16 protein-coding genes and 1 riboswitch are annotated in these 19,001 nt (G+C 65.5%); of the genes, 6 read left to right on the top strand and 10 right to left on the bottom strand.

Going from position 1 to position 19,001, the window contains the following annotated elements; translation table 11 throughout:
* Positions 1–63: 63 nt before the first annotated feature.
* Entirely contained in the window at positions 64–660 is a 597-nt protein-coding gene (locus IVA75_RS10985) for a DUF2239 family protein (protein ID WP_247285000.1), read from the bottom strand.
* Positions 661–810: 150 nt separating this feature from the next.
* Between IVA75_RS10985 and IVA75_RS10980 the strand changes: the two genes are divergently transcribed.
* Positions 811–1,476 carry a glutathione S-transferase gene (locus IVA75_RS10980; protein WP_247284999.1) on the top strand — a complete coding sequence of 222 codons (666 nt, stop codon included), beginning with the start codon at positions 811–813 and terminating at the stop codon, positions 1,474–1,476.
* A gap of 9 nt (positions 1,477–1,485) precedes the next feature.
* Here the strand turns inward: IVA75_RS10980 and IVA75_RS10975 are convergent, their stop codons facing one another.
* Positions 1,486–2,781 (bottom strand): MFS transporter, encoded by a 1,296-nt coding sequence (locus IVA75_RS10975; RefSeq protein WP_247284998.1) that lies wholly within the window; start codon positions 2,779–2,781, stop codon positions 1,486–1,488.
* A gap of 111 nt (positions 2,782–2,892) precedes the next feature.
* Entirely contained in the window at positions 2,893–4,644 is a 1,752-nt protein-coding gene (gene ggt / locus IVA75_RS10970; protein WP_247284997.1) for a gamma-glutamyltransferase, read from the bottom strand.
* Positions 4,645–4,743: 99 nt separating this feature from the next.
* Between ggt and IVA75_RS10965 the strand changes: the two genes are divergently transcribed.
* Complete coding sequence (locus IVA75_RS10965; protein ID WP_247284996.1) at positions 4,744–6,129, top strand: MFS transporter; 1,386 nt, start codon at positions 4,744–4,746, stop codon at positions 6,127–6,129.
* Positions 6,130–6,267: 138 nt separating this feature from the next.
* Here IVA75_RS10965 and purH read toward each other — a convergent pair whose 3' ends face one another.
* The 3 genes from purH to IVA75_RS10950 form a co-directional block, all read right to left on the bottom strand.
* A complete protein-coding gene (gene purH / locus IVA75_RS10960) occupies positions 6,268–7,860 on the bottom strand; it encodes a bifunctional phosphoribosylaminoimidazolecarboxamide formyltransferase/IMP cyclohydrolase (RefSeq protein ID WP_247284995.1) in 1,593 nt (530 codons plus the stop codon).
* Positions 7,861–7,885: 25 nt separating this feature from the next.
* Positions 7,886–7,967, bottom strand: a riboswitch (ZMP/ZTP riboswitch).
* A gap of 59 nt (positions 7,968–8,026) precedes the next feature.
* On the bottom strand, positions 8,027–9,745 hold the full coding sequence (locus IVA75_RS10955; protein ID WP_247285459.1) for a heparinase II/III family protein: 1,719 nt from the start codon (positions 9,743–9,745) through the stop codon (positions 8,027–8,029).
* Positions 9,746–9,901: 156 nt separating this feature from the next.
* Positions 9,902–11,248, bottom strand: a complete 1,347-nt coding sequence (locus IVA75_RS10950; RefSeq protein ID WP_247284994.1) for an RsmB/NOP family class I SAM-dependent RNA methyltransferase — start codon at positions 11,246–11,248, stop codon at positions 9,902–9,904.
* A 187-nt stretch (positions 11,249–11,435) separates the two neighbouring features.
* Between IVA75_RS10950 and IVA75_RS10945 the strand changes: the two genes are divergently transcribed.
* Positions 11,436–11,645, top strand: a complete 210-nt coding sequence (locus tag IVA75_RS10945) for a DUF1674 domain-containing protein (protein ID WP_027566297.1) — start codon at positions 11,436–11,438, stop codon at positions 11,643–11,645.
* A 57-nt stretch (positions 11,646–11,702) separates the two neighbouring features.
* Entirely contained in the window at positions 11,703–12,293 is a 591-nt protein-coding gene (locus IVA75_RS10940; protein ID WP_247284993.1) for a thermonuclease family protein, read from the top strand.
* Between the two features lie 55 nt (positions 12,294–12,348).
* Here the strand turns inward: IVA75_RS10940 and IVA75_RS10935 are convergent, their stop codons facing one another.
* Together IVA75_RS10935 and acs are read right to left on the bottom strand one after the other, a co-directional pair.
* Positions 12,349–12,864, bottom strand: a complete 516-nt coding sequence (locus IVA75_RS10935; protein ID WP_027566299.1) for a L,D-transpeptidase — start codon at positions 12,862–12,864, stop codon at positions 12,349–12,351.
* A gap of 465 nt (positions 12,865–13,329) precedes the next feature.
* Entirely contained in the window at positions 13,330–15,276 is a 1,947-nt protein-coding gene (gene acs, locus IVA75_RS10930; RefSeq protein ID WP_247284992.1) for an acetate--CoA ligase, read from the bottom strand.
* 398 nt (positions 15,277–15,674) lie between these two features.
* Between acs and IVA75_RS10925 the strand changes: the two genes are divergently transcribed.
* Entirely contained in the window at positions 15,675–16,844 is a 1,170-nt protein-coding gene (locus IVA75_RS10925; protein ID WP_247284991.1) for a DNA topoisomerase IB, read from the top strand.
* A gap of 10 nt (positions 16,845–16,854) precedes the next feature.
* Here the strand turns inward: IVA75_RS10925 and IVA75_RS10920 are convergent, their stop codons facing one another.
* Positions 16,855–17,310, bottom strand: a complete 456-nt coding sequence (locus tag IVA75_RS10920; protein WP_247284990.1) for an SRPBCC family protein — start codon at positions 17,308–17,310, stop codon at positions 16,855–16,857.
* A 101-nt stretch (positions 17,311–17,411) separates the two neighbouring features.
* Between IVA75_RS10920 and IVA75_RS10915 the strand changes: the two genes are divergently transcribed.
* A complete protein-coding gene (locus tag IVA75_RS10915) occupies positions 17,412–18,506 on the top strand; it encodes an adenylate/guanylate cyclase domain-containing protein (RefSeq protein WP_247285458.1) in 1,095 nt (364 codons plus the stop codon).
* Positions 18,507–18,587: 81 nt separating this feature from the next.
* On the opposite strand, the gene IVA75_RS10910 is transcribed toward IVA75_RS10915, so the two are convergent.
* Positions 18,588–19,001: an EVE domain-containing protein gene (locus tag IVA75_RS10910; protein WP_247284989.1), complete on the bottom strand. Its 414-nt coding sequence runs from the start codon at positions 18,999–19,001 to the stop codon at positions 18,588–18,590.

Raw genomic sequence — 19,001 nt, 5'->3', positions numbered from 1 at the left:
AAACTGTCGCCACGCGAAGTGCGCGTGGCCTGGCCGTCGATGGGGTTGGGAGAAGGCGCGCGCCTAAGCGCGATCGTTATAGGCGAGCTTGACGATGTGGTCGCGGATGTCGGCGGGCCAATCTGCGATCAGTCCGGTGAAACGCCGCCGGTCATCCGCAAACAACGCGCGCGATGCTTCCTCGAACTGCGGCAGATTGCCGGCCATGGTCGACATGAAGTGATAGGCCGCATCGCGCGCCTGCCGCTCGCGGTCCTTGTCGCCGCTGGCGCGCCGCGCCTCCTCGACAAGTTTCCGCAGCGCGACCGAAGCGCCGCCTGGCTGCGCGCTGAGCCACTCCCAGTGCCGCGGCAGCAGCGTCACCTCGCGCGCGACCACGCCGAGCCTCGGCCGGCCGCGACCGCGTGGCTCGCTCGGCGATGCGGTCTCCTCGACCGGGGGCGGCACAAGCTTCGCCAGCCGCGCCAATACCTCGCGGTCCCCGCCGCGCAGATCGAAGTCGATCGATCGGCCCGTGGCGTCCTCGAAGATGACGATGGGGTCGTCAGGCCGCTCCGCCATCCGCTTGATGACCAGCGCGACCTCTCCGGCCGGCCCGGAGACCAGACGGCGATGCCCTTGGAAAGCGGTGAAAGTCTTCTGCATTGGAATCATTGCCATATTGGTCACGGTGGCGATTTTAATACCCGGGTGAATTACAAAGATCAATATACCCGGATAAAAATATCTGACCGGATGGCTCGACATTGTGTTCCCGGGCTGGCACGAACGCGCGGCCGATCGACCATGCCTAGCCCCGGGGACCACGCGATGCTGACCGTTCACCACCTCAACAATTCCCGCTCGCAGCGCGTGCTGTGGCTGCTCGAGGAGTTGGGCGTGCCCTACGAGATCGTGCGCTACGAGCGCCAGCCTGACATGCGCGCGCCGAAGGAGCTTCGCGCCATCCATCCGCTCGGCAAGTCGCCCGTCATCACCGACAACGGCAACACTATCGCCGAGTCAGGCGCGATCATCGAATATCTCATCGCCACCTACGGCAACGGCCGGCTGGTCCCGCCGCCGAACACGCCGGAGCGGCTGCGTTTCACCTATTGGCTGCACTATGCGGAGGGCTCTGCGATGCAGCCGCTGCTGCTCAAGCTGCTGTTCACCCTGATGCCGAAGCGTGCGCCGGCGTTGCTCCGCCCGCTGGTGCGCAAGGTTTCGAACCAGGCGCTCACCGCATTGGTCAATCCGCAGCTCAAGCAGCACATGGACTATTGGGAAGGCGAGCTTGCGAAGAGCGAGTGGTTCGCCGGCAACGAGTTCACTGCCGCCGACATCCAGATGAGCTTTCCGCTCGAAGCAGCCCAGGCGCGCGGCGGGCTCGAACTCGGCCATCCCAAGGCGATGGCGTTCCTGGAGCGCATTCACGCGCGGCCAGCGTACAGCCGCGCCCTCGAAAAGGGCGGGCCGTATCAGGTCGGACGATAGCTGCCTGCATCAGTCCGCGTGCAGCACGCGCCCGCGCGTCTCCGGCAGCGCGAAGGCGGCGATGAAGAACAGCGCGTAAGCCACCACCGCGAACATCGCGATCGCATTCGCAAGCGACGTCGTCGCCGATAGCGCTCCGACCAGGAACGGAAACAGCGCGCCGATGCCGCGGCCGAAATTGTAGCAGAACCCCTGGCCAGAGCCGCGCAGTCGCGTTGGATAAAGCTCGGTCAGGAACGCACCGACGCCGGAGAAATAGCCCGAGGCGAAAAAGCCGAGCGGGAAGCCGAGCACCCACAGGACCTCGTTGGTGAGCGGCAGCTGCGTGTAAAGCAGCACAACCGCCATCGCGCCGATCGAGAAGGTCAGGAACAGATTGCGCCGTCCGATCCGGTCGGCGAGCCAGGCGCCGGTGAGATAGCCGATGAAGGAGCCGATGATCAGCGTCGAGAGATAGCCGGTCGAGCCGACGATCGACAGATGCCGCTCCTTGGTCAAAAACTGCGGTACCCAGAAGGTGACGGCGTAGTAGCCGCCCTGGCAGCCCGTCGCCATCAGCGACGCCAGGATCGTGGTCTTCAGGATCGGGCCCGAGAAAATTTCCCAGAGCGCCGGACGGTTGCCGCTCGCGGCCTGCTTGGCGCGGGCCTCAGCCGCGATCTCCGGCTCGGTCACGGAGCGGCGGATGTAGAACACCAGCAGCGCCGGCAGCGCGCCGATCACGAACATCCAGCGCCACGCTGTCTCCGCCGGCAAAGCCGAGAACAGGATCGCCTGCGACAGCACTGCAAGGCCCCAGCCGACGGCCCAGCCCGACTGCACCGAGCCGACCGCACGCCCGCGATATTGCGGCCGGATCGCTTCACCCATCAGCACGGCGCCCGCCGCCCACTCTCCGCCGAAGCCGAGGCCCAGCACCGCGCGTGCGATCAGGAGCTGTTCGAAATTCTGCACGACCGCGCAGACCAGCGAGAAGAACGAGAACCAGATGATGGTGATCTGGAGCGTTCTGACCCGGCCGATATGGTCGGAGAGATAGCCGCCGAGCCAGCCGCCGATGGCGGAGGCCAGCAGCGTCACGGTGCCGGCGAGCCCGGCCGATCCCGCATCGACCTTCCACAGCGCGATGATGGTGCCGATCACCAGCGGATAGATCATGAAGTCCATGCCGTCGAGCGCCCAGCCTGCGGCGCAGGCCCAGAACGTCCGCCGCTCCGGCGCGTTCATGTCGCGGTAGAAGGCAAGAAGGCTGGTGTCCTCGATCTCGGCGCGTTCGATGCGCTGGTTCGGATCAACTGTGGTCATGTGCGTTTCCCGACAGTGTTTTCTTTCGTAGTTTCTTTGGCCTCGCGGTGGTAGCACGCGCGGCGGCGCGCGCAAGCCGGCCACCGGCCTTCGCGCCATGCAAGGACAGAGTTACTGCCCCGCTGCTTCCGCACCTCGGCTACGCGGATCAGGCGCGCCGAGCGGACCATTGGCGGTCACCGCGATCGAATTCGCCGATGTCTGCCCCATCGGCGCGACGATGAGATGATCCATCGCCTTCAGCTCGAGCAGCACATGATCGGGGAAGCCGCCCTCGACCCGGACCTCGTCGGGCAACCATTGGTGATGCAGCCGCGGTGCGGCCACGGCAGCCGCGACGTCCATTTTGTAATCGAGGACGTTGACGATCACCTGGAGCACGGTCGAGATGATCCGGCTGCCGCCCGGCGAGCCCGTCACCAGAACCGGCTTGCCGTCCTTCAGGACGATGGTCGGCGACATTGAGGACAGCGGCCGCTTGCCCGGCCCGGGCAAATTGGCCTCGAAGCCGACAAGGCCATAGGCATTGGAAGCGCCGACCGCCGCTGTGAAATCGTCAAGCTCGTTGTTGAGCAGCACGCCGGTGCCGTCGGCGACGAGGCCGACGCCGTAGCTGAAGTTCAGCGTATAGGTGTTGCTGACGGCGTTGCCGCTGCCGTCGACGACGGAAAAATGCGTGGTGTTGCTGCCCTCATGCGGTGAGGTCGCGGTGGAAACGAGCTGTTTCGACGGCGTGGCGCGATCGGCGGAGATGGTTGCCCGCAGCTTCGCGGCGTAGTCTTTGGCGGTGAGCGTCCCGATCGGCGCGTTGACGAAGGCGGGATCGCCGAGATAGCGCGCCCGGTCCGCATAAGCGCGCTTCATGGCCTCGATCAGCAGATGCAGCGAGGCCGGCGACCCCTGCTTCAGATCAGCGAGGTGAAAACCTTCGAGAATATTGAGCGTCTCCACCAGCACCACGCCGCCCGACGACGGCAACGGCATCGACACGATGTCATAGCCGCGATAAGTGCCGCGCACCGGTGCGCGGATGACCGCCTGATAGGATTTCAAATCGGCCGGCGTCATGATGCCGCCCGCGTCAGTCACGGCCTTGGCGAGTTTTTCCGCGACCGGCCCCTCATAGAAACCGCGCGGGCCCTGTGCGGCGACAGCCGACAGCGTTTCGGCGAGATCGCTCTGCACCAGCCTGTCGCCTTCGCCAAGCGGCGTGCCATCAGGCCGCGAGAAGATCCTGGCCGAGGAGGGCCAGCGCACCAGCCGCTTGTGCCAGCCCGGCAGCGTGTCGGCAATGTCGTCGCCGACGAGGAAGCCATCGCGGGCGAGCGCGATCGCGGGCTCGAGCAGTTGCGCCAGCGTGAACCGGCCCGAGCCATATTTTTCCAGGGCCAGCACAAGACCCGCGACAGTGCCGGGCACGCCGACGCCGAGCGCGGAATCTCGCGACTTCGCCGCGTCGGGCTTGCCGTCGGCGCCGAGGAATATCTGCGGCGTGGTCGCGGCCGGCGCGGTCTCGCGATAGTCGATCGTGATGTCTTCGTTGGGCTCCGTGGAATGAATCACCATGAAGCCGCCACCGCCGATATTGCCGGCGCGCGGATAGGTCACGGCCATCGCAAAGCCGGTCGCGACCGCGGCGTCGACGGCATTGCCGCCGCGCCGCAGGATGTCGGCGCCGACCTGCGCGGAGATTTTCTCCTGCGCCACCACCATGCCGTGCTCGGCGGGAACGGCATGCACCGTGTCGAGCGCCGGCGGCACATAGGCCCGCCGCGCATCCTGCGCGGTCGCGGCCGGAAGTCCGAACGCCAGAGTGGCAAGGAAGGCGAAAAATGTCCGCCGTGTCGAGAAAGACGACATCATCAAACTTCCGCAATGGCCATGGGCAGTTCACATGCAGCACTGCAATGCTATACGGTTTGCCCCGACAGAGGCAAAACTGTTCGTGATGAGGATTATGGAGTGACGACGATCGCCCCGGATGCGCGCATCGCCGGCGCGCAGCGGACCTATCCGCCGCGCAGCGCCGTCGTCAGCTGGATCTTCTTCGACTGGGCCGCACAGCCTTATTTCACGCTGATCACGACCTTCGTGTTCGCGCCCTATTTCGCCACCGGCATTGCGCCGAATCCCGCCACCGGGCAATCGCTGTGGGGCTTTGCGATGGCTGCCGCGGGCCTCGCGATCGCGCTGATGTCGCCGGTGCTGGGGGCTATCGCCGATGCTTCGGGCCGCAGGAAGCCATGGATCGCCGGATTCGGTGCAGTGCTGGTGCTGGCATCCTGCACGCTGTGGATCGGCAAGCCCGGCGATCCCTCGATCATTCCGCCACTGCTCACCGCGGTCGCGCTCGCCAGCGTCGGCGCGGAATTCGCCACTCTCTTCAACAATGCGATGATGCCGACGCTGGTGCCACCGGAGCGTATCGGCCGGCTCTCCGGCACCGGCTGGGCGACGGGTTATGTCGGCGGCATCGTCAGCCTGATCATCGTGCTCGGCTTGCTCGCGGCCAATCCCGAGACCGGCCGCACGCTGCTCGGTCTCACGCCTCTGTTCGGGCTCGATCCCGTCAGCCATCAGGGCGACCGCGCCGCCGGACCGTTGACCGGGCTTTGGTTCATCATTTTCGTGACGCCGATGTTCCTGTTCACACCCGACTATCCGGCGAAGCGCCCGGTGCGCGAGGCGCTGCACGAAGGCCTGTCGGAGCTGAAGCAATCGATCAAGGGGCTGCCGCAGCAGAAATCGCTCGCGGCGTTTCTGCTCGCCAACATGATCTACACCGACGGTCTGGTGTCGCTGTTTGCCTTCGGCGGCATCTATGCGGCTGGCACGTTCGGCTGGCACACGATCCAGATCGGCACGTTCGGGATCATGCTCGCGATCGCGGGCGCGTTCGGCGCGTGGTTTGGCGGCAAGCTGGACGATCGCTTCGGGCCGAAGCGCGTGATCGCCGGCAGCATGCTGATCCTGCTGCTGGCGCTGGCGGCGATCCTGCTGGTCGACAAGGATTCGATCTTCTTCATCAAGGTCGCGCCGCCCGCGCCCGGCGGTGCATTGTTCGCCGCTGCGTCAGAGCGCGCTTATCTCGTGCTGGGCTGCCTGATCGGTGCGGCCGGTGGTCCGCTGCAAGCCGCCTCGCGCACGCTCCTGATTCGTCTCGCGCCGAAGGACCGCATCGCGCAGTATTTCGGTCTGTTCGCACTGACGGGGAAAGTGACGTCCTTCATCGGCCCGCTGCTGATCGGCGTAATCACCGCGGTGACGGCGAGCCAGAAGGCCGGCATGGCCGTTCTGGTGGTGTTCTTCGTCGCGGGGTTGGCGCTATTGATGCGGGTGCGGGAGTAGCCACGCTACCGCGATTCATTCCCGTCATTGCGAGGAGCGAAGCGACGAAGCAATCCAGGCTTCTCTGCTGAAAGATTCTGGATTGCTTCGCTGCGCTCGCAATGACGAATTCGATGGAATGGCCCGTATGCCAATCAATCAGTGCCTGAAGTGCCGCGTGCCCGTGAACACCATGGCGATGCCGTGCTCGTCGGCGGCCTTGATGACCTCGTCGTCGCGCATGGAGCCGCCGGGCTGCACCACGGCGGTGGCGCCGGCCTCGATGCAGGCGAGCATGCCGTCGGCGAACGGGAAGAACGCATCCGACGCCACCACCGAGCCCTTGGTGAGCGGTTCGGCGAGCTTCAGCTCGGCGGCCGCATCCTGAGCCTTGCGTGCCGCGATCCGCGCTGAATCGACCCGGCTCATCTGGCCGGCGCCGATGCCGACGGTGGCGAGATCCTTGGCGTAGATGATGGTGTTGGACTTGACATGTTTTGCGACACGGAAAGCAAATTTCAGGTCGTGCATCTCGGCATCCGTTGGCGCACGCTTGGTCACGACCTTGAAGGTCATGTCGTCGACCACGGCGTTGTCGCGGCTCTGCACGAGGAGACCGCCCGCCACCGTCTTGGCGGTGAGGCCCGGCGCGCGCGGATCGGGCAGGCTGCCGGCGAGCAGCAGGCGCAGGTTCTTGCGCGCACCGATGATGGCGACCGCTTCCTCGCTTGCGTCCGGCGCGATGATCACCTCGGTGAAGATCTTCGTGATCTCGCGCGCGGTGTCGGCATCGAGTGCCCGGTTCATCGCGATGATGCCGCCGAACGCCGAGGTGGAATCGCAGGCCAGCGCCTTGCGATAGGCACTGACGAGGTCGGAGCCCTCCGCGACGCCGCAGGGATTGGCATGCTTGACGATGACGCAGGCCGCGGTGCGCTTGGCGTCGAACTCGCCGATGCATTCATAGGCTGCATCGGTGTCGTTGATGTTGTTGTAGGAGAGCTCCTTGCCCTGGAGCTGCCGCGCGGTCGAGACGCCCGGCCGCTTGTCGGGGGTCGCATAGAACGCCGCGGTCTGGTGCGGATTCTCGCCATAGCGCAGCGACTGGATCAGCCGGCCGCCGAAGGCGCGGAAATCGGGCGCGTCGATCTCGAGCTGGCGGTTGAACCAGTTCGAGATCGCGGCGTCATAGGCGGCAGTGCGCGCGTAAGCCTTGGCGGCAAGGCGCCGCCGCAACTTCAGCGTGGTCGCACCTTTGTTCGCGGCGAGCTCGTCGAGCACGGCCTGATAGTCCTGCGCCTCGACCACGACGGCGACGTCGTCATGATTCTTCGCGGCGGCGCGGATCATCGCGGGGCCGCCGATATCGATGTTCTCGATGCAATCCTCGAAGCCCGCGCCTTTGTCGACGGTCGCCTCGAACGGATAGAGATTGACGACGAGCAGATCGATCGGCGCGATGCCATGCGCCGTCATCGCATCCGCATGGTCCTTGTTGTTGCGGATCGCGAGCAGGCCGCCATGCACCTTCGGATGCAGCGTCTTGACGCGGCCATCCATCATTTCCGGGAAGCCGGTCAGTTCGGAGACGTCCTTCACCTTGAGGCCGGCCGCGGCGATCGCCTTCGCGGTGCCGCCGGTCGAGACCAGCTCGACATCGTGCGCGGCAAGCGCCTTCGCGAATTCGATCAGGCCAGTCTTGTCGGAAACGGAGAGAAGGGCGCGGGTGACGCGGCGGGGATGGTCAGTCATGAGCAAGATCCTCTGTCTGAAGGAGTGTCTATGCCCAGGCGCGCGGCTTCTCAGTCTCGCGCTTCCCGATGGTGCTCCATCCAAGGTCGCCAGTCGCGCGAGCGAGGGCTCGATAGCAGTTTTCGGTCGCTTTCACAACGTTCAGATCGGGCCGAATCACATGCGTCTACAGCGGAAGTTCCGGCTCCCGCCGCGCATTTCTGCGGGCATTCGTGATCGCCGGCGAGGCGGTGGAGCGGACAAAACTCCAGCGGATCGAGGGCGCCTGCCGCGCATCCTGACGGATCACGATCTGCGCGGTGCGGCGCGGGCCGTCATTGCCGGCCAGGGATACGCTGTCCTCCAGCTCGACCTTGTCGTCGAGCGCCTCGAAGGTCCAGACGTCGCGGTTCGGCAGCACCAGCATGACGCCGCGAGCGTCGGACAGCCGGCTCGCCTTCACCGCCGGGTGCAGATGGAATCGCAGCGCGAAATCGGCATCCGGACCCTTGAAGCGTCCGCCTTGCGGCGGCGACAGCGTGTCCTCGCCGTCGATGCGCGCGCCGTCATTGGCGATCATCAGCACGCGGCGGTGGATCGCGCCGAATTTTGTCAGGTAGCCGTCATGCGACGTCGTCAGCAGCGTGCCGTTCTGCACGATTTCGCGATAGCTCTCGACTTCGACGGGGCCGCTGGTGACCGGAGCACCGTGCAACAGCCGCTTCATCGCCGACATCTCCACGAACTGGCATGACGAGGTGTCGTGATAGGTCAGCGTCGAATGCGCCGCCGTGCCGCGTGCGAACGGCCGCCAATTGTCGCGGCCCGTGGTCGGCATGCCGCAATTGGTGACGATGCGGCTGATGCCGGAGGATAGTTCGAACGACAGGCAGCCGGCATGGGCGTCGTGACTGACGCCGGCCGCCGGCGGCGGGCCGGTGTCGATGATCAAAGTGGTCTGGCCGGCATCAAGGCGCTGGAAACCGGTATGCGGCATGTTCGACATCGGCGCGCCGTGGGTGTCGTCATAGGCAAGCAGCGTCGCGAGCAGGTCCGAGGGCGTCGCGCTCATGCCGTTGAACAGCGCGAAATTGCCGTCGCCGTGGCGGAAGAAGCGGAGCATCGGCATCATGCGATCGATCGCATTGAGCAGCGCGGGCGGCGGCGCGATGTTGCGCGCGGCAAAGGTCTGCCGCAGCGGCAACAGGTCGATCAACAGCTCGATCAGCGCGCCCGGGTTGCGCGAGACATGCCCGCCGTCGGGCAGGATCTGCCGCTGCAATTCATCCGAGAGCTTTTTCGAGGTGCTGCGGATGTGACTTGCCTGGTTGGCGAGGCACAGCGCCGCATAGCACAGCGCGATCAGCACCTGGAGCTTCGGCACTCCGTCGGGAATGTTGACCATGGTGTAGCGCAGCAAGCGGATCTCGCGCGCCAGCGCGCGCAGATAGCGACGGTAGAATTTGTTGTCGGTATCGTTGAGCACCAGCGGCGCCTGCGACAGCAGGGAGATCACGCGTCGCGCCAGCACGTCGGCGCGTCGCGCGACGGGACGGCGCTTGCTGGCCGGGTTGCCGATCCAGTCCTCGATTAGCGAGCGCGCATTGGCGCGCGTCAGCGCGGTGTCGGCGGCGCGCAAATGGCGCAGCCAGCCGAAGCCGAGCAGCGCAACCTCCCAATCCTCCGACGGCGGCTCGAGATCGAAGATCGAACGGCCGTGGCAGTTGACGATCTTGCCGGCGAAGACGAAGCGGCCGGCATAGATCTCGGCGGCGCGGGTCGCGTCCGCGGTGCGCAGATCATGCGGCGCGATGATCAACCGGTCGGCGCGGCCGGGCCAGACTCGCGACAGGGCGACGGAACCGCCGCTCGCGCGCGCGAGCATGTTCCGCGCGAAGCGGTTCATCACCAGCGTCGAGATACGTCTGCGTTGAGCGACCGACACGCCTTGCCTTGATGGGGGAGAGGATTCCGACGAATCCTTATTAATCCCAAAATCGGACGGCCGACACCACCTTGAACGACGCGAATCAGCGCCGTGGTTGCAAAATCCAGTGCAAAATCAGGATTTAATGAGCCGGGCCGCGAAAAATCCGTCGAGCCCGCCGAGCTTGGGATCAGCGTTTGGCAGATGGCTGGGCAGAGTGCGCAGATCGCCCTCGGCGGTGACGATCTCGCTGAGTCCCGACACCTCGGACGCATCGATCGGAACCCGGCGAAGCCCAGGCTCTGCGGCCAGCAGCGCGGCGACCGCATGCTCGCCCTCTTCGGGTTCCAGCGAGCAGGTACAGTAGACCAGCGTTCCGCCGGGCTTGAGCAGCGAGACCGATTTTTGCAGCAGCCGCTGCTGGAGCGCGGTCATTGCGGCGATGTCGGATTCCTGCCGGAGCCAGGATACGTCGGGATGGCGGCGGATCGTCCCGGTCGATGTGCAAGGCGCATCAATGAGGATGCCGTCGAAGCCATCGGCAGGGCCGGACCATTCCGCGGCGTCGGCGACGACGGTCTCGGCCTGGAGCGACAACCGCGTCAGATTCTCGCGCAGGCGCGCCACCCGGGCGGGCGAGCGGTCGATGGCGGTGACATGGGCGCCGGCTTGCGCCAGTTGCGCGGTCTTGCCGCCGGGAGCGGCGCAGAGATCGGCGATGGATTTGCCCTTGATGTCGCCGAACAGCCGGGCCGGCAGCGCAGCGGCGGCGTCCTGCACCCACCATTGTCCTTCGGCGAAGCCGGGAAGCATGGTCACTGCGCCGTGCAGCACCGTACGAACCGATCCGGTCGGCAGGACTTCGCCATGGAGGCGGCTCGCCCATTGCGCGGCGTCCGACTTCACAGTCAGATCCAGCGAAGGATCGTGGCTGAGCGCGAGCGCCATGTCTCTTGCGACTGTTTCGCCGTAATGCGCGCGCCAGCGCGCGACCATCCACGGCGGCAGGTCCAGCGACTGCGCGGCAACCTCGTCCACCAGCGCCTTGCCCTCGCGGGCGCAACGGCGCAGCACGGCGTTGACGAGGCCGGCATAGCGCGCGGCGCGCCGGTCGGATTGCACGAGGCGAACGGAGAGATCGACGGCTGCGTGATCGGGCACGTCCATCCAGAGGATCTGGGCGGCGCCAATCAACAGCGCGCTCTGCGCGCGCGGCGCGTCGGAGGGAATGCCCTTGTCGAGCAGGCGGGACAGCACATGGCCGAGCGTGCCGAGCCGGCGCAGCACGGTGGCGACCAGGCGGCGCATCAGCGCGCGGTCGCGGTCGGGGAGCGTCTTCAGCCCGGGATGGGCGCCGCTGCCGTCGAGCTGCTCGTCAAGCGTGCGGTGCTTTTGCAGCACGCCGTCGACGATGTCGGCGGCAATCCGCCGCGCCGCGAGACCGGGCACTTCGGATGGAGGAGCGAAACGTTGAGAAGGCATGCGGAAACAAGGTTCTGAGCGAGCGGCAGTTCGCCGTAATGGGCGCATGCCTTGAGGAGGTGATCTCTGGCACGCGAATATGCCAAATGTAAGAATCGCTTCCGGGTTTTTCAGCCCTTTCGGAGCCATTTCAGGAATGCGTTATTGGGCGTCGCGTCGCGGGCCGCCCCGCGCTAGAAAGCCGACGATGAGTGACCAGCCTTCCGTTCCCGACCGCAAGCAGCTCACGCCGGCCGCCCAGCGCGCGCTGGCCGAGGCCGAAGCGCGCCGGCAGGCTGCGGCAGTCCGAGCCAAAAACGACGCCCAGGCGGCGCCAAAGGAGTTGCAGGGGCCAAAAGGACCCGAGCCGACCCGCTATGGCGATTGGGAGCGCAAGGGCATCGCTTCGGATTTCTGAAGCTTGCCTTTCGAGGCTCGCTTGCCGGATTGCCCGACTCAGCCCTAGCGTGCGCGAATGTCGCGTTTCGATCCAAGCCGTCCCTATCGGCCTTCATACAGCGGCTCGCCATTTGGTCGCCGGTTCTCAGGGCTGTTGCCGTGGATGTTCGTGGTCGGTGTTGTCGCGGCGATTGTGCTCACCTTCCGCGACGGAACGAACTGGCTTGTCCCGCACGTAGACGACGGTCGCACCGGCGATGCCGAGATCGTGCTCCGGCAGGCCGGCCATCCCGATCGTCGCGAGCCGGTCGATGTCGTTCGCACCATTGACGGCGACACCTTTCTCGCACGCGTTCGTCAGCATAACGGCCGCGATCTCGTCGTGCGCGTTCGCCTGCGCGGCATCGATGCACCTGAGATGAAAGCATCCTGCCAGGAGGAGCTGGACAAGGCCGAAGCCGCAGCCCGCGCATTGCGCGACCTGCTCGGCCAGGGTGGCGTGACGATCACCAATCTCGGACCTGACAAATACGGCCGCGTTCTCGCCGACGTCGCGACCAGTCGAACCGACAACGTTTCGGCGGCGTTGCTCGCGGGCGGTTACGCACGGAGCTACAATGGCGGCCATCGCGACGGCTGGTGCGCGCGGAGCTGGCGCTTCTGGTGACGAAAAAGCCGCGTCGAAAGACGCGGCTCTTGTTGTCTCGCCCTGATGCCGGCGATCAGCGCGTCACGACCACCGTCGTGCCGACCGAGACGCGGCTGTAGAGATCGGTGATGTCGTCGTTGAGCATGCGGATGCAGCCATAGGAGACGAAGCCGCCGATCGAGCCCGGCACGTTGGTTCCGTGGATGGCATATTCACCGCCGGACAGCGTCATCGCCGCGACGCCCATCGGATTGCGCGGCGAGCCGCCCGGGATGACGTCCGGGATGCTCGGCTTGTCGCGCTTCACTTCGGCAGGCGGCGCCCAGGCCGGATTGCGGTACTTGCCGTCGATGCGGGTGGTGCCGGCCCACTGCTTGCCGGACTTGCCGACGCCGACCGGGTAGCGCACGGCGTGGCCGTTATCGAGGACGAGATAGAGCCGACGCTCGTTGGTTTTGACCACGATGGTGCCCGGCGAATAGTCAGCCAGGTGCGTCCCCACCATTTCCGGCCGTGCCTGCGCCGCCGTCGACATCAAGACCCCAGCCCCGACGGTGGCGGCCAGCGCCACAGCAATCCTCATCGACATCGATTTTCCCCTTGCCCCGAACGGACCGTCCAAAATTACGCAAAACCGGCAATCGCCGGCCCGCCAAGTCCTTGTTGCAAGTCCTTGTTACAGGTCCTTGTCAGGGGACATTCTTAACCGCGCCTGTTAACCGGATGGTTTCCACGCACGGCCGCCAAGGGCCGGCCAGCAGGGGGAACAAAGGAAATGTTCGAAACAAAGTAAATGACCTGAAAACAACACTCAGCCGGAAAGATGCCCGGGCGCCGGGTCGCGGCCTGACAAGTGCGTGAGGATGTGAACGGCGGTTGATGCCGGAGACGCTAACGCGGCGATGCGGTCTCGTGTCCCGGACGCGGCGCAGCGCGAAGAGGTGCGACGCAGAGCCAGGATCCAGGACGCCACAGAGTCTGCTGTTGCTTGGGCCGCGGCTCAGCAGCGCACCGCTAAAGAGCGCTGCGCTGCGTCCGGGGGCACGAGACTGCCTTACGCCGACTTCTTGTTCTGCCGGTTCTTGACGAGGTCGTCGACCACGCCGGGATCGGCCAAGGTCGAGGTGTCGCCCAAGCTGCCCGGCTCGTCCTCGGCGATCTTGCGCAGGATGCGGCGCATGATCTTGCCGGAGCGGGTCTTGGGCAGGCCGGGCGAGAATTGGATCTGGTCGGGCGCAGCGATTGGGCCGATCTCCTTGCGGACCCAGGTGACGAGCTCCTTGCGCAGATCCTCGGTTGGCTCGATGCCGGCCATCAGGGTCACATAGGCGTAGATGCCCTGACCCTTGATGTCGTGCGGGTAACCGACCACGGCGGCTTCCGAGACCTTCTCATGCGCCACCAGCGCGCTTTCGACTTCGGCGGTACCCATGCGGTGGCCGGAGACGTTGATGACGTCGTCGACGCGGCCGGTGATCCAGTAATAACCGTCCGCATCGCGCCGGCAGCCGTCGCCGGTGAAGTACTTGCCCTTGTAGGTCGAGAAATAAGTCTGCTCGAAGCGGGCGTGGTCACCATAGACCGTGCGCATCTGGCCCGGCCATGACCGCGTCAGGCACAGATTGCCTGATGTCTCGCCGTCCAGCACATTGCCGTCGGCGTCGACGATCTCAGGCACCACGCCGAAGAACGGCTGCGTCGCCGAGCCCGGCTTGAGCTTGGTGGCGCCGGGTAGCGGCGTGATCAAAATGCCGCCGGTCTCGGTCTGCCACCAGGTGTCGACGATCGGGCAGCGGTCGTCGCCCACGACGCGGTGATACCACTCCCAGGCTTCCGGATTGATCGGCTCGCCGACCGAGCCAAGCAGGCGGAGGCTGGCGCGCGAGGTCTTCTTCACGGGCGCGTCGCCGCTCTGCATCAGCGCGCGGATCGCGGTCGGCGCGGTGTAGAAGATGTTGACCTTGTGCTTGTCGATGACGTTCCAGAATCGCGAATTGTCCGGGTAATTCGGCACGCCTTCGAACATCAGTGTGGTCGCGCCGTTGGCTAGCGGTCCGTAGAGAATGTAGCTGTGGCCGGTGACCCAGCCGACGTCGGCGGTGCACCAGTAGATGTCGCCGTCGTGATAGTCGAAGACGTATTGATGCGTCATCGCGGCGAACACGAGATAGCCGGCGGAGGTGTGCAGCACGCCCTTGGGCTGGCCTGTCGAGCCCGAGGTGTAGAGGATGAACAGCGGATCCTCGGCGTGCATGTGCTCGACCGGGCATTCCGTCGTCACCATTTTGGCGGCGTCGTGGTACCAGAGGTCGCGCGAGGGATTCATTTCGACCGCGCCGCCGGTGCGCTTGACCACGACGACCCAGTCGACGCCGTCTGCCTTGGCGAGCGCCGCGTCGACATTGGCCTTCAGCGGCACCTTCTTGCCGCCGCGCAGGCCCTCATCCGCGGTGATGATCACCTTGGACTGGCAGTCGTTGATGCGCTGGGCGAGACTGTCGGGCGAGAAGCCGGCAAACACCACGGAGTGAATCGCGCCGATCCGCGCGCAGGCCAGCATCGCGTAGGCAGCCTCCGGAATCATCGGCAGGTAGATGGTGACACGGTCGCCCTTCTTGACGTTCCGGGTGCGCAGGATGTTGGCCATCCGGCAGACCTCGTCGTGCAGCTCCTTGTAAGTGATGTGCCGGGATTGTGAGGGATCGTCGCCTTCCCAGATGATCGCGGTCTGGTTGGCGCGGCTGTGGAGATGCCGGTCGATGCAATTATGGGCGACGTTGAGGATGCCGTCCTCGAACCATTTGATCGAGATGTTGCCGGGCGCGAAGGAGACGTTCTCGATTTTGGTCGGAGCGTGCATCCAGTCAATGCGCTTGGCCTGCTCGGCCCAGAAGGCGTTTGGGTCCGAGATCGAGCGGGCGTACATGTCCTTGTACTTGGCCTGGTCGATCCAGGCGCGCTTCGCCCATTCCGCGGGGACGTCGTAGATCTTCTCGGACATGTTTCCCTCCACATACGGCAAGCCGAGCACAGACCACGGGCGTGCCGACTTGATCGTTGAACCGATTATGCGTCGGGCTAACCGGACCCGACAAGGTGCACAAGCTGGACCTTCGGCGAGCAGCCGGCCATGCGGAGGATCAAGCCGCTTCGTGCGACTGTCGCAGTTTTGAAACAGGGCGACGGGGGCTTTCGGGTCTTTACCGAGATCCTCGGAATAGGCCGGCGCAGAGCGCCATGCTCCCGGCAGCGGTATTTAGAGACCACCCTCACTGATTCGGGACTCGCAATGCGGTTCGGAACACCCTAAATGGCCAACCCGGGCCCAACGAGACCCCTTGGAACAAAAATCAGAACAGCGGCATTGACCGATAACAGACAGGGCTAAGGCATAAGACTATGATGGATCAGCAGAATCTCGGGACTTTGCGGCCCGCTTCAGCCGATCCTGCAGCCATTGCGCTGGCCAAAGCCCTCGGACAATGGCCGAAACCGGCCGGTTCCGGCCGTCCCAGCCCGAAAAAAGCGTTCGACACGGCGCCTGCGGCGACGGTCGAGGCCCTCGCCAAGGAACTGGGCCTGCGGCTCGGCGACCAGAACGAGCTGACCATTCGTCGCATCAGGCGCGGCAAGGGCTATTCCTTCGTGCGGCCCAACGGCGTCCACATCCGCGATGCCCGTACCATTCGGCGGCTGCATTCGATGGCAGTGCCGCCGGCGTATCGCGAGGTGCGCTACTCGGCCGATCCGAGCACGCATCTCCAGGCGGTGGGACGCGATGCCGCGGGCCGGCTGCAATATCGCTATCACGCCGATTGGGAGAAGGTCCGCGAGCAACGCAAGGCGCATCGCCTGGAGAAGCTCGTCGGCGCGCTGCCCAAGATCCGGCGCAAGGTCTCGGCGTTCCTGTCGGGCGACGAGCCGACCCGCGAGTTCGCGCTCTCCGCCGTCATCGAACTGATTGCGCGCACCGCCATCCGCCCCGGCAACGAATCCTATGCCCGTCTCAACGGCACCCGCGGAGCCACCACGCTGCTGAAGTCCAACGTTTCGCTGGAAGACGACAGCTTCGTGCTGACCTTCAAGGCGAAGGGCGGCAAGGCTGTGCGCAAAGAATGCGACGCGGCCAAGCTCGTGCGTGCCATCGGGATTTTGCAGGACGTTCCCGGCAAGCGCATGTTCCAGTATCGCGATGCCTACGGCATCGTGCGCGCGGTCAGCACCACGCAGGTGAACGCGTTTCTGCGCGAGATCGCCGGCATCAAGATCTCGCTGAAGGATTTCCGCACGCTGATGGCCTCTGCCGTCGTCGTGGAATCGCTGTCGCGGATCACGCCGGCGACCAGCCAGCGCGGCCGCAAGAAGCAGGTGCTGGAGGCGATCCGCGGCGCTGCCGATCAGCTCTCCAACACGCCGGCGATCTGCCGCAAGAGCTATGTTCACGATACCATCGTCACCGCGTTCGAGGACGGCATCCTCGAACGCTTCGCCGCGACCATGAAGGGCCAGCGCTCGCAGGCCAGGCGCGAGCAACTTTTGCAGCAGGTGGTGGCGACCGCGGCGGTCTGACCTGGCGTCGTTACGCCTTGGTGGGAACGCCGTTGTCGGGACCGGGATTGCTTCCCGCGGCTGCGGTCGTGAGTCGTCCCAGATAATGCGCCCATCCCGTCGCGTGTGCGGCAGCCTGTTCCTCGGTCGGCAGCCCGCTATGGGTCATGCGCAGCAATGTGCCGCCGTCGTGTTCGATCAGGTCGATCTCGATCAGGCTCGAGCCGGGCGGCACTTCCTGGCCGCCCTCCCATCCAAACGTGTAGGCGAGACGATGCACCGGCACGACTTCGCGGAACGCGCCGCGGGCAACGCCGCCGCGGGGGCCGATGCCTTTGAGTAGATACAGCCCGTCGGGATGTGGCTCCGTGGTCGCGTCGGAACCCATCCAGCTCAAAATCTTCTCGGGGTCGGTCAGGTAAGCGAAAACGGTGGCGCGTGGGGCGGCGATCTGGGTCTCGCGTCGCACTATGAACGGTTCGGTCATCGGCGATCATCCCTGGGCTGACACTGGGACATGGCGGCGCTCGAGCGGCCCGTCAAGGATTGCCCGTGACAAAGAGGTCCTGGCATCGTCATGATCGGGCCATGCACCTCTCGCCGACGCTCGCCTGGCTTGTCGATGCCGCTGCCGATAGCACCGGAGCCGACCGCCTGCTCGCGGATCTCGGTGCACAACTGGTCGCTGACGGCGTGCCGCTTGCGGCAGGCAGCCTGACGCTCGAGGTGCCACATCCGCTGATCGCGAAGCGGACATGGTTGTGGCGCGCGGAGAACGGCCGGGTGATCGAGGCGCTCGGCTTCGCACCAGGCGGCCTCGCGCTCGACCCGCCCAACGATGCCGGCCGCCGCTGGCTGCCTGACATCGCGGGCGGTGAGGTGCACGAAGATTTGGTCGGACGGCCCGACGGGCCGTTGCTCGGTTGGATTGGGCCGCGTACGTTCACCGCGGACGAGACTGAGCAATTGCGCCAGGCCGCGCGCTTTGCCGCGACACCTCTTGCGGTGCTTGCCGCGCGTGCAACCTTGCGCGCGACGCTGGATGCATATCTTGGCAAGCGCAGCGCGGAGCGGGTGCTGGCGGCACCCCTTCGGCGCGATCTCGGCGAGACCATTCAGGCCGCGCTGCTCTATGCCGATCTGCGCAACTTCACGCTCCTGTCGGAAACCACGCCGCCTGCCGGCGTGATCGCGGCGCTCGATGCCTGGTTCGATCGCATCGCCGGCGCGGTTCACGCTTTCGGCGGCGAGGTGCTGAAATTCATCGGCGACGGCGTGCTCGCGATCTTTCCAGTGGTCGGGGCCTCACCGCGCCACGCATGCGATGCGGCTCTGCGCGCCGCGAGCGCAGCCGAAGCCGGAATGACGTATCTCAACGCGGAGCGCCGTGCCCAAAATCTGCCGCCGCTTGCGTTCGGCGCGGCGCTGCATCTTGGCGAGATGCTATGGGGCAATATCGGCGCGGCCAATCGGCTCGACTTCACGGCGATCGGCCCCGCCGTCAATCTCGCCAGCCGGCTCGAGGGATTGTGCAAGCCGCTCGGCAGAACCGTGCTGGTGTCGGGCGCGCTCGCCGCGGAGACGGAGATGCCTCTTGTTGCGCTCGGATCGCATTTGCTGCGCGGCATTGCCGCGCCATGCAAGGTGTTTGCGCTGCCGGAGAAACAAACCCGGATATCGTAGCCCGCATGAGCGTAGCGCCATGCGGGATCGCAGCAGGAGTCCCGGATATCGCTTCGCTCATCCGGGCTACAGCACCTAAGCCTACATCCCGCCCATCTTGCAGACGAGCTTCCATTCCTCCGCTGTCACCGGCTGCACCGACAGGCGCGAATATTTCACCAGCGCCATGTCGGCGAGCTTCTTCTCGGCCTTGATCGCGGCCATCGTCACCGGACTCTTCAACGGTTTGTCGGCCTTGATGTCGACGCAGACGAATTTTTCGGTCTTGTCGGTCGGATCCGGATAGGCTTCCTTGACGATCTCCGCGATGCCGACGACTTCCTTGCCCTCGTTGGAATGATAGAAGAACGCCTTGTCGCCCTTCTTCATGGCGACGAGATTCTGACGCGCGGTGTAATTGCGCACGCCGGTCCAGGCTTCGCCCTTGGCGCCTTTCGCCACCTGCTGGTCCCAGGACCACACCGATGGCTCGGATTTCACCAGCCAGTACGCCAT

This window comes from Bradyrhizobium sp. 134 (assembly GCF_023074155.1).
GTDB lineage: Bacteria > Pseudomonadota > Alphaproteobacteria > Rhizobiales > Xanthobacteraceae > Bradyrhizobium.
This window is presented reverse-complemented; position numbering and strand designations above follow the sequence as displayed.

Excerpts from the sequence above, each read along its gene's own strand:
- IVA75_RS10985 (WP_247285000.1), bottom strand. The coding sequence starts at position 660 with ATGGCAATGATTCCAATGCAGAAGACTTTCACCGCTTTCCAAGGGCAT.
- purH (WP_247284995.1), bottom strand. The coding sequence starts at position 7,860 with ATGACTGACCATCCCCGCCGCGTCACCCGCGCCCTTCTCTCCGTTTCC.
- ggt (WP_247284997.1), bottom strand. The coding sequence starts at position 4,644 with ATGATGTCGTCTTTCTCGACACGGCGGACATTTTTCGCCTTCCTTGCC.
- IVA75_RS10910 (WP_247284989.1), bottom strand. The coding sequence starts at position 19,001 with ATGGCGTACTGGCTGGTGAAATCCGAGCCATCGGTGTGGTCCTGGGAC.
- IVA75_RS10935 (WP_027566299.1), bottom strand. The coding sequence starts at position 12,864 with ATGTCGATGAGGATTGCTGTGGCGCTGGCCGCCACCGTCGGGGCTGGG.
- IVA75_RS10925 (WP_247284991.1), top strand. The coding sequence starts at position 15,675 with ATGATGGATCAGCAGAATCTCGGGACTTTGCGGCCCGCTTCAGCCGAT.
- IVA75_RS10945 (WP_027566297.1), top strand. The coding sequence starts at position 11,436 with ATGAGTGACCAGCCTTCCGTTCCCGACCGCAAGCAGCTCACGCCGGCC.
- IVA75_RS10915 (WP_247285458.1), top strand. The coding sequence starts at position 17,412 with ATGCACCTCTCGCCGACGCTCGCCTGGCTTGTCGATGCCGCTGCCGAT.
- IVA75_RS10955 (WP_247285459.1), bottom strand. The coding sequence starts at position 9,745 with ATGAACCGCTTCGCGCGGAACATGCTCGCGCGCGCGAGCGGCGGTTCC.
- IVA75_RS10975 (WP_247284998.1), bottom strand. The coding sequence starts at position 2,781 with ATGACCACAGTTGATCCGAACCAGCGCATCGAACGCGCCGAGATCGAG.
- IVA75_RS10920 (WP_247284990.1), bottom strand. The coding sequence starts at position 17,310 with ATGACCGAACCGTTCATAGTGCGACGCGAGACCCAGATCGCCGCCCCA.
- acs (WP_247284992.1), bottom strand. The coding sequence starts at position 15,276 with ATGTCCGAGAAGATCTACGACGTCCCCGCGGAATGGGCGAAGCGCGCC.
- IVA75_RS10940 (WP_247284993.1), top strand. The coding sequence starts at position 11,703 with ATGTCGCGTTTCGATCCAAGCCGTCCCTATCGGCCTTCATACAGCGGC.
- IVA75_RS10950 (WP_247284994.1), bottom strand. The coding sequence starts at position 11,248 with ATGCCTTCTCAACGTTTCGCTCCTCCATCCGAAGTGCCCGGTCTCGCG.
- IVA75_RS10980 (WP_247284999.1), top strand. The coding sequence starts at position 811 with ATGCTGACCGTTCACCACCTCAACAATTCCCGCTCGCAGCGCGTGCTG.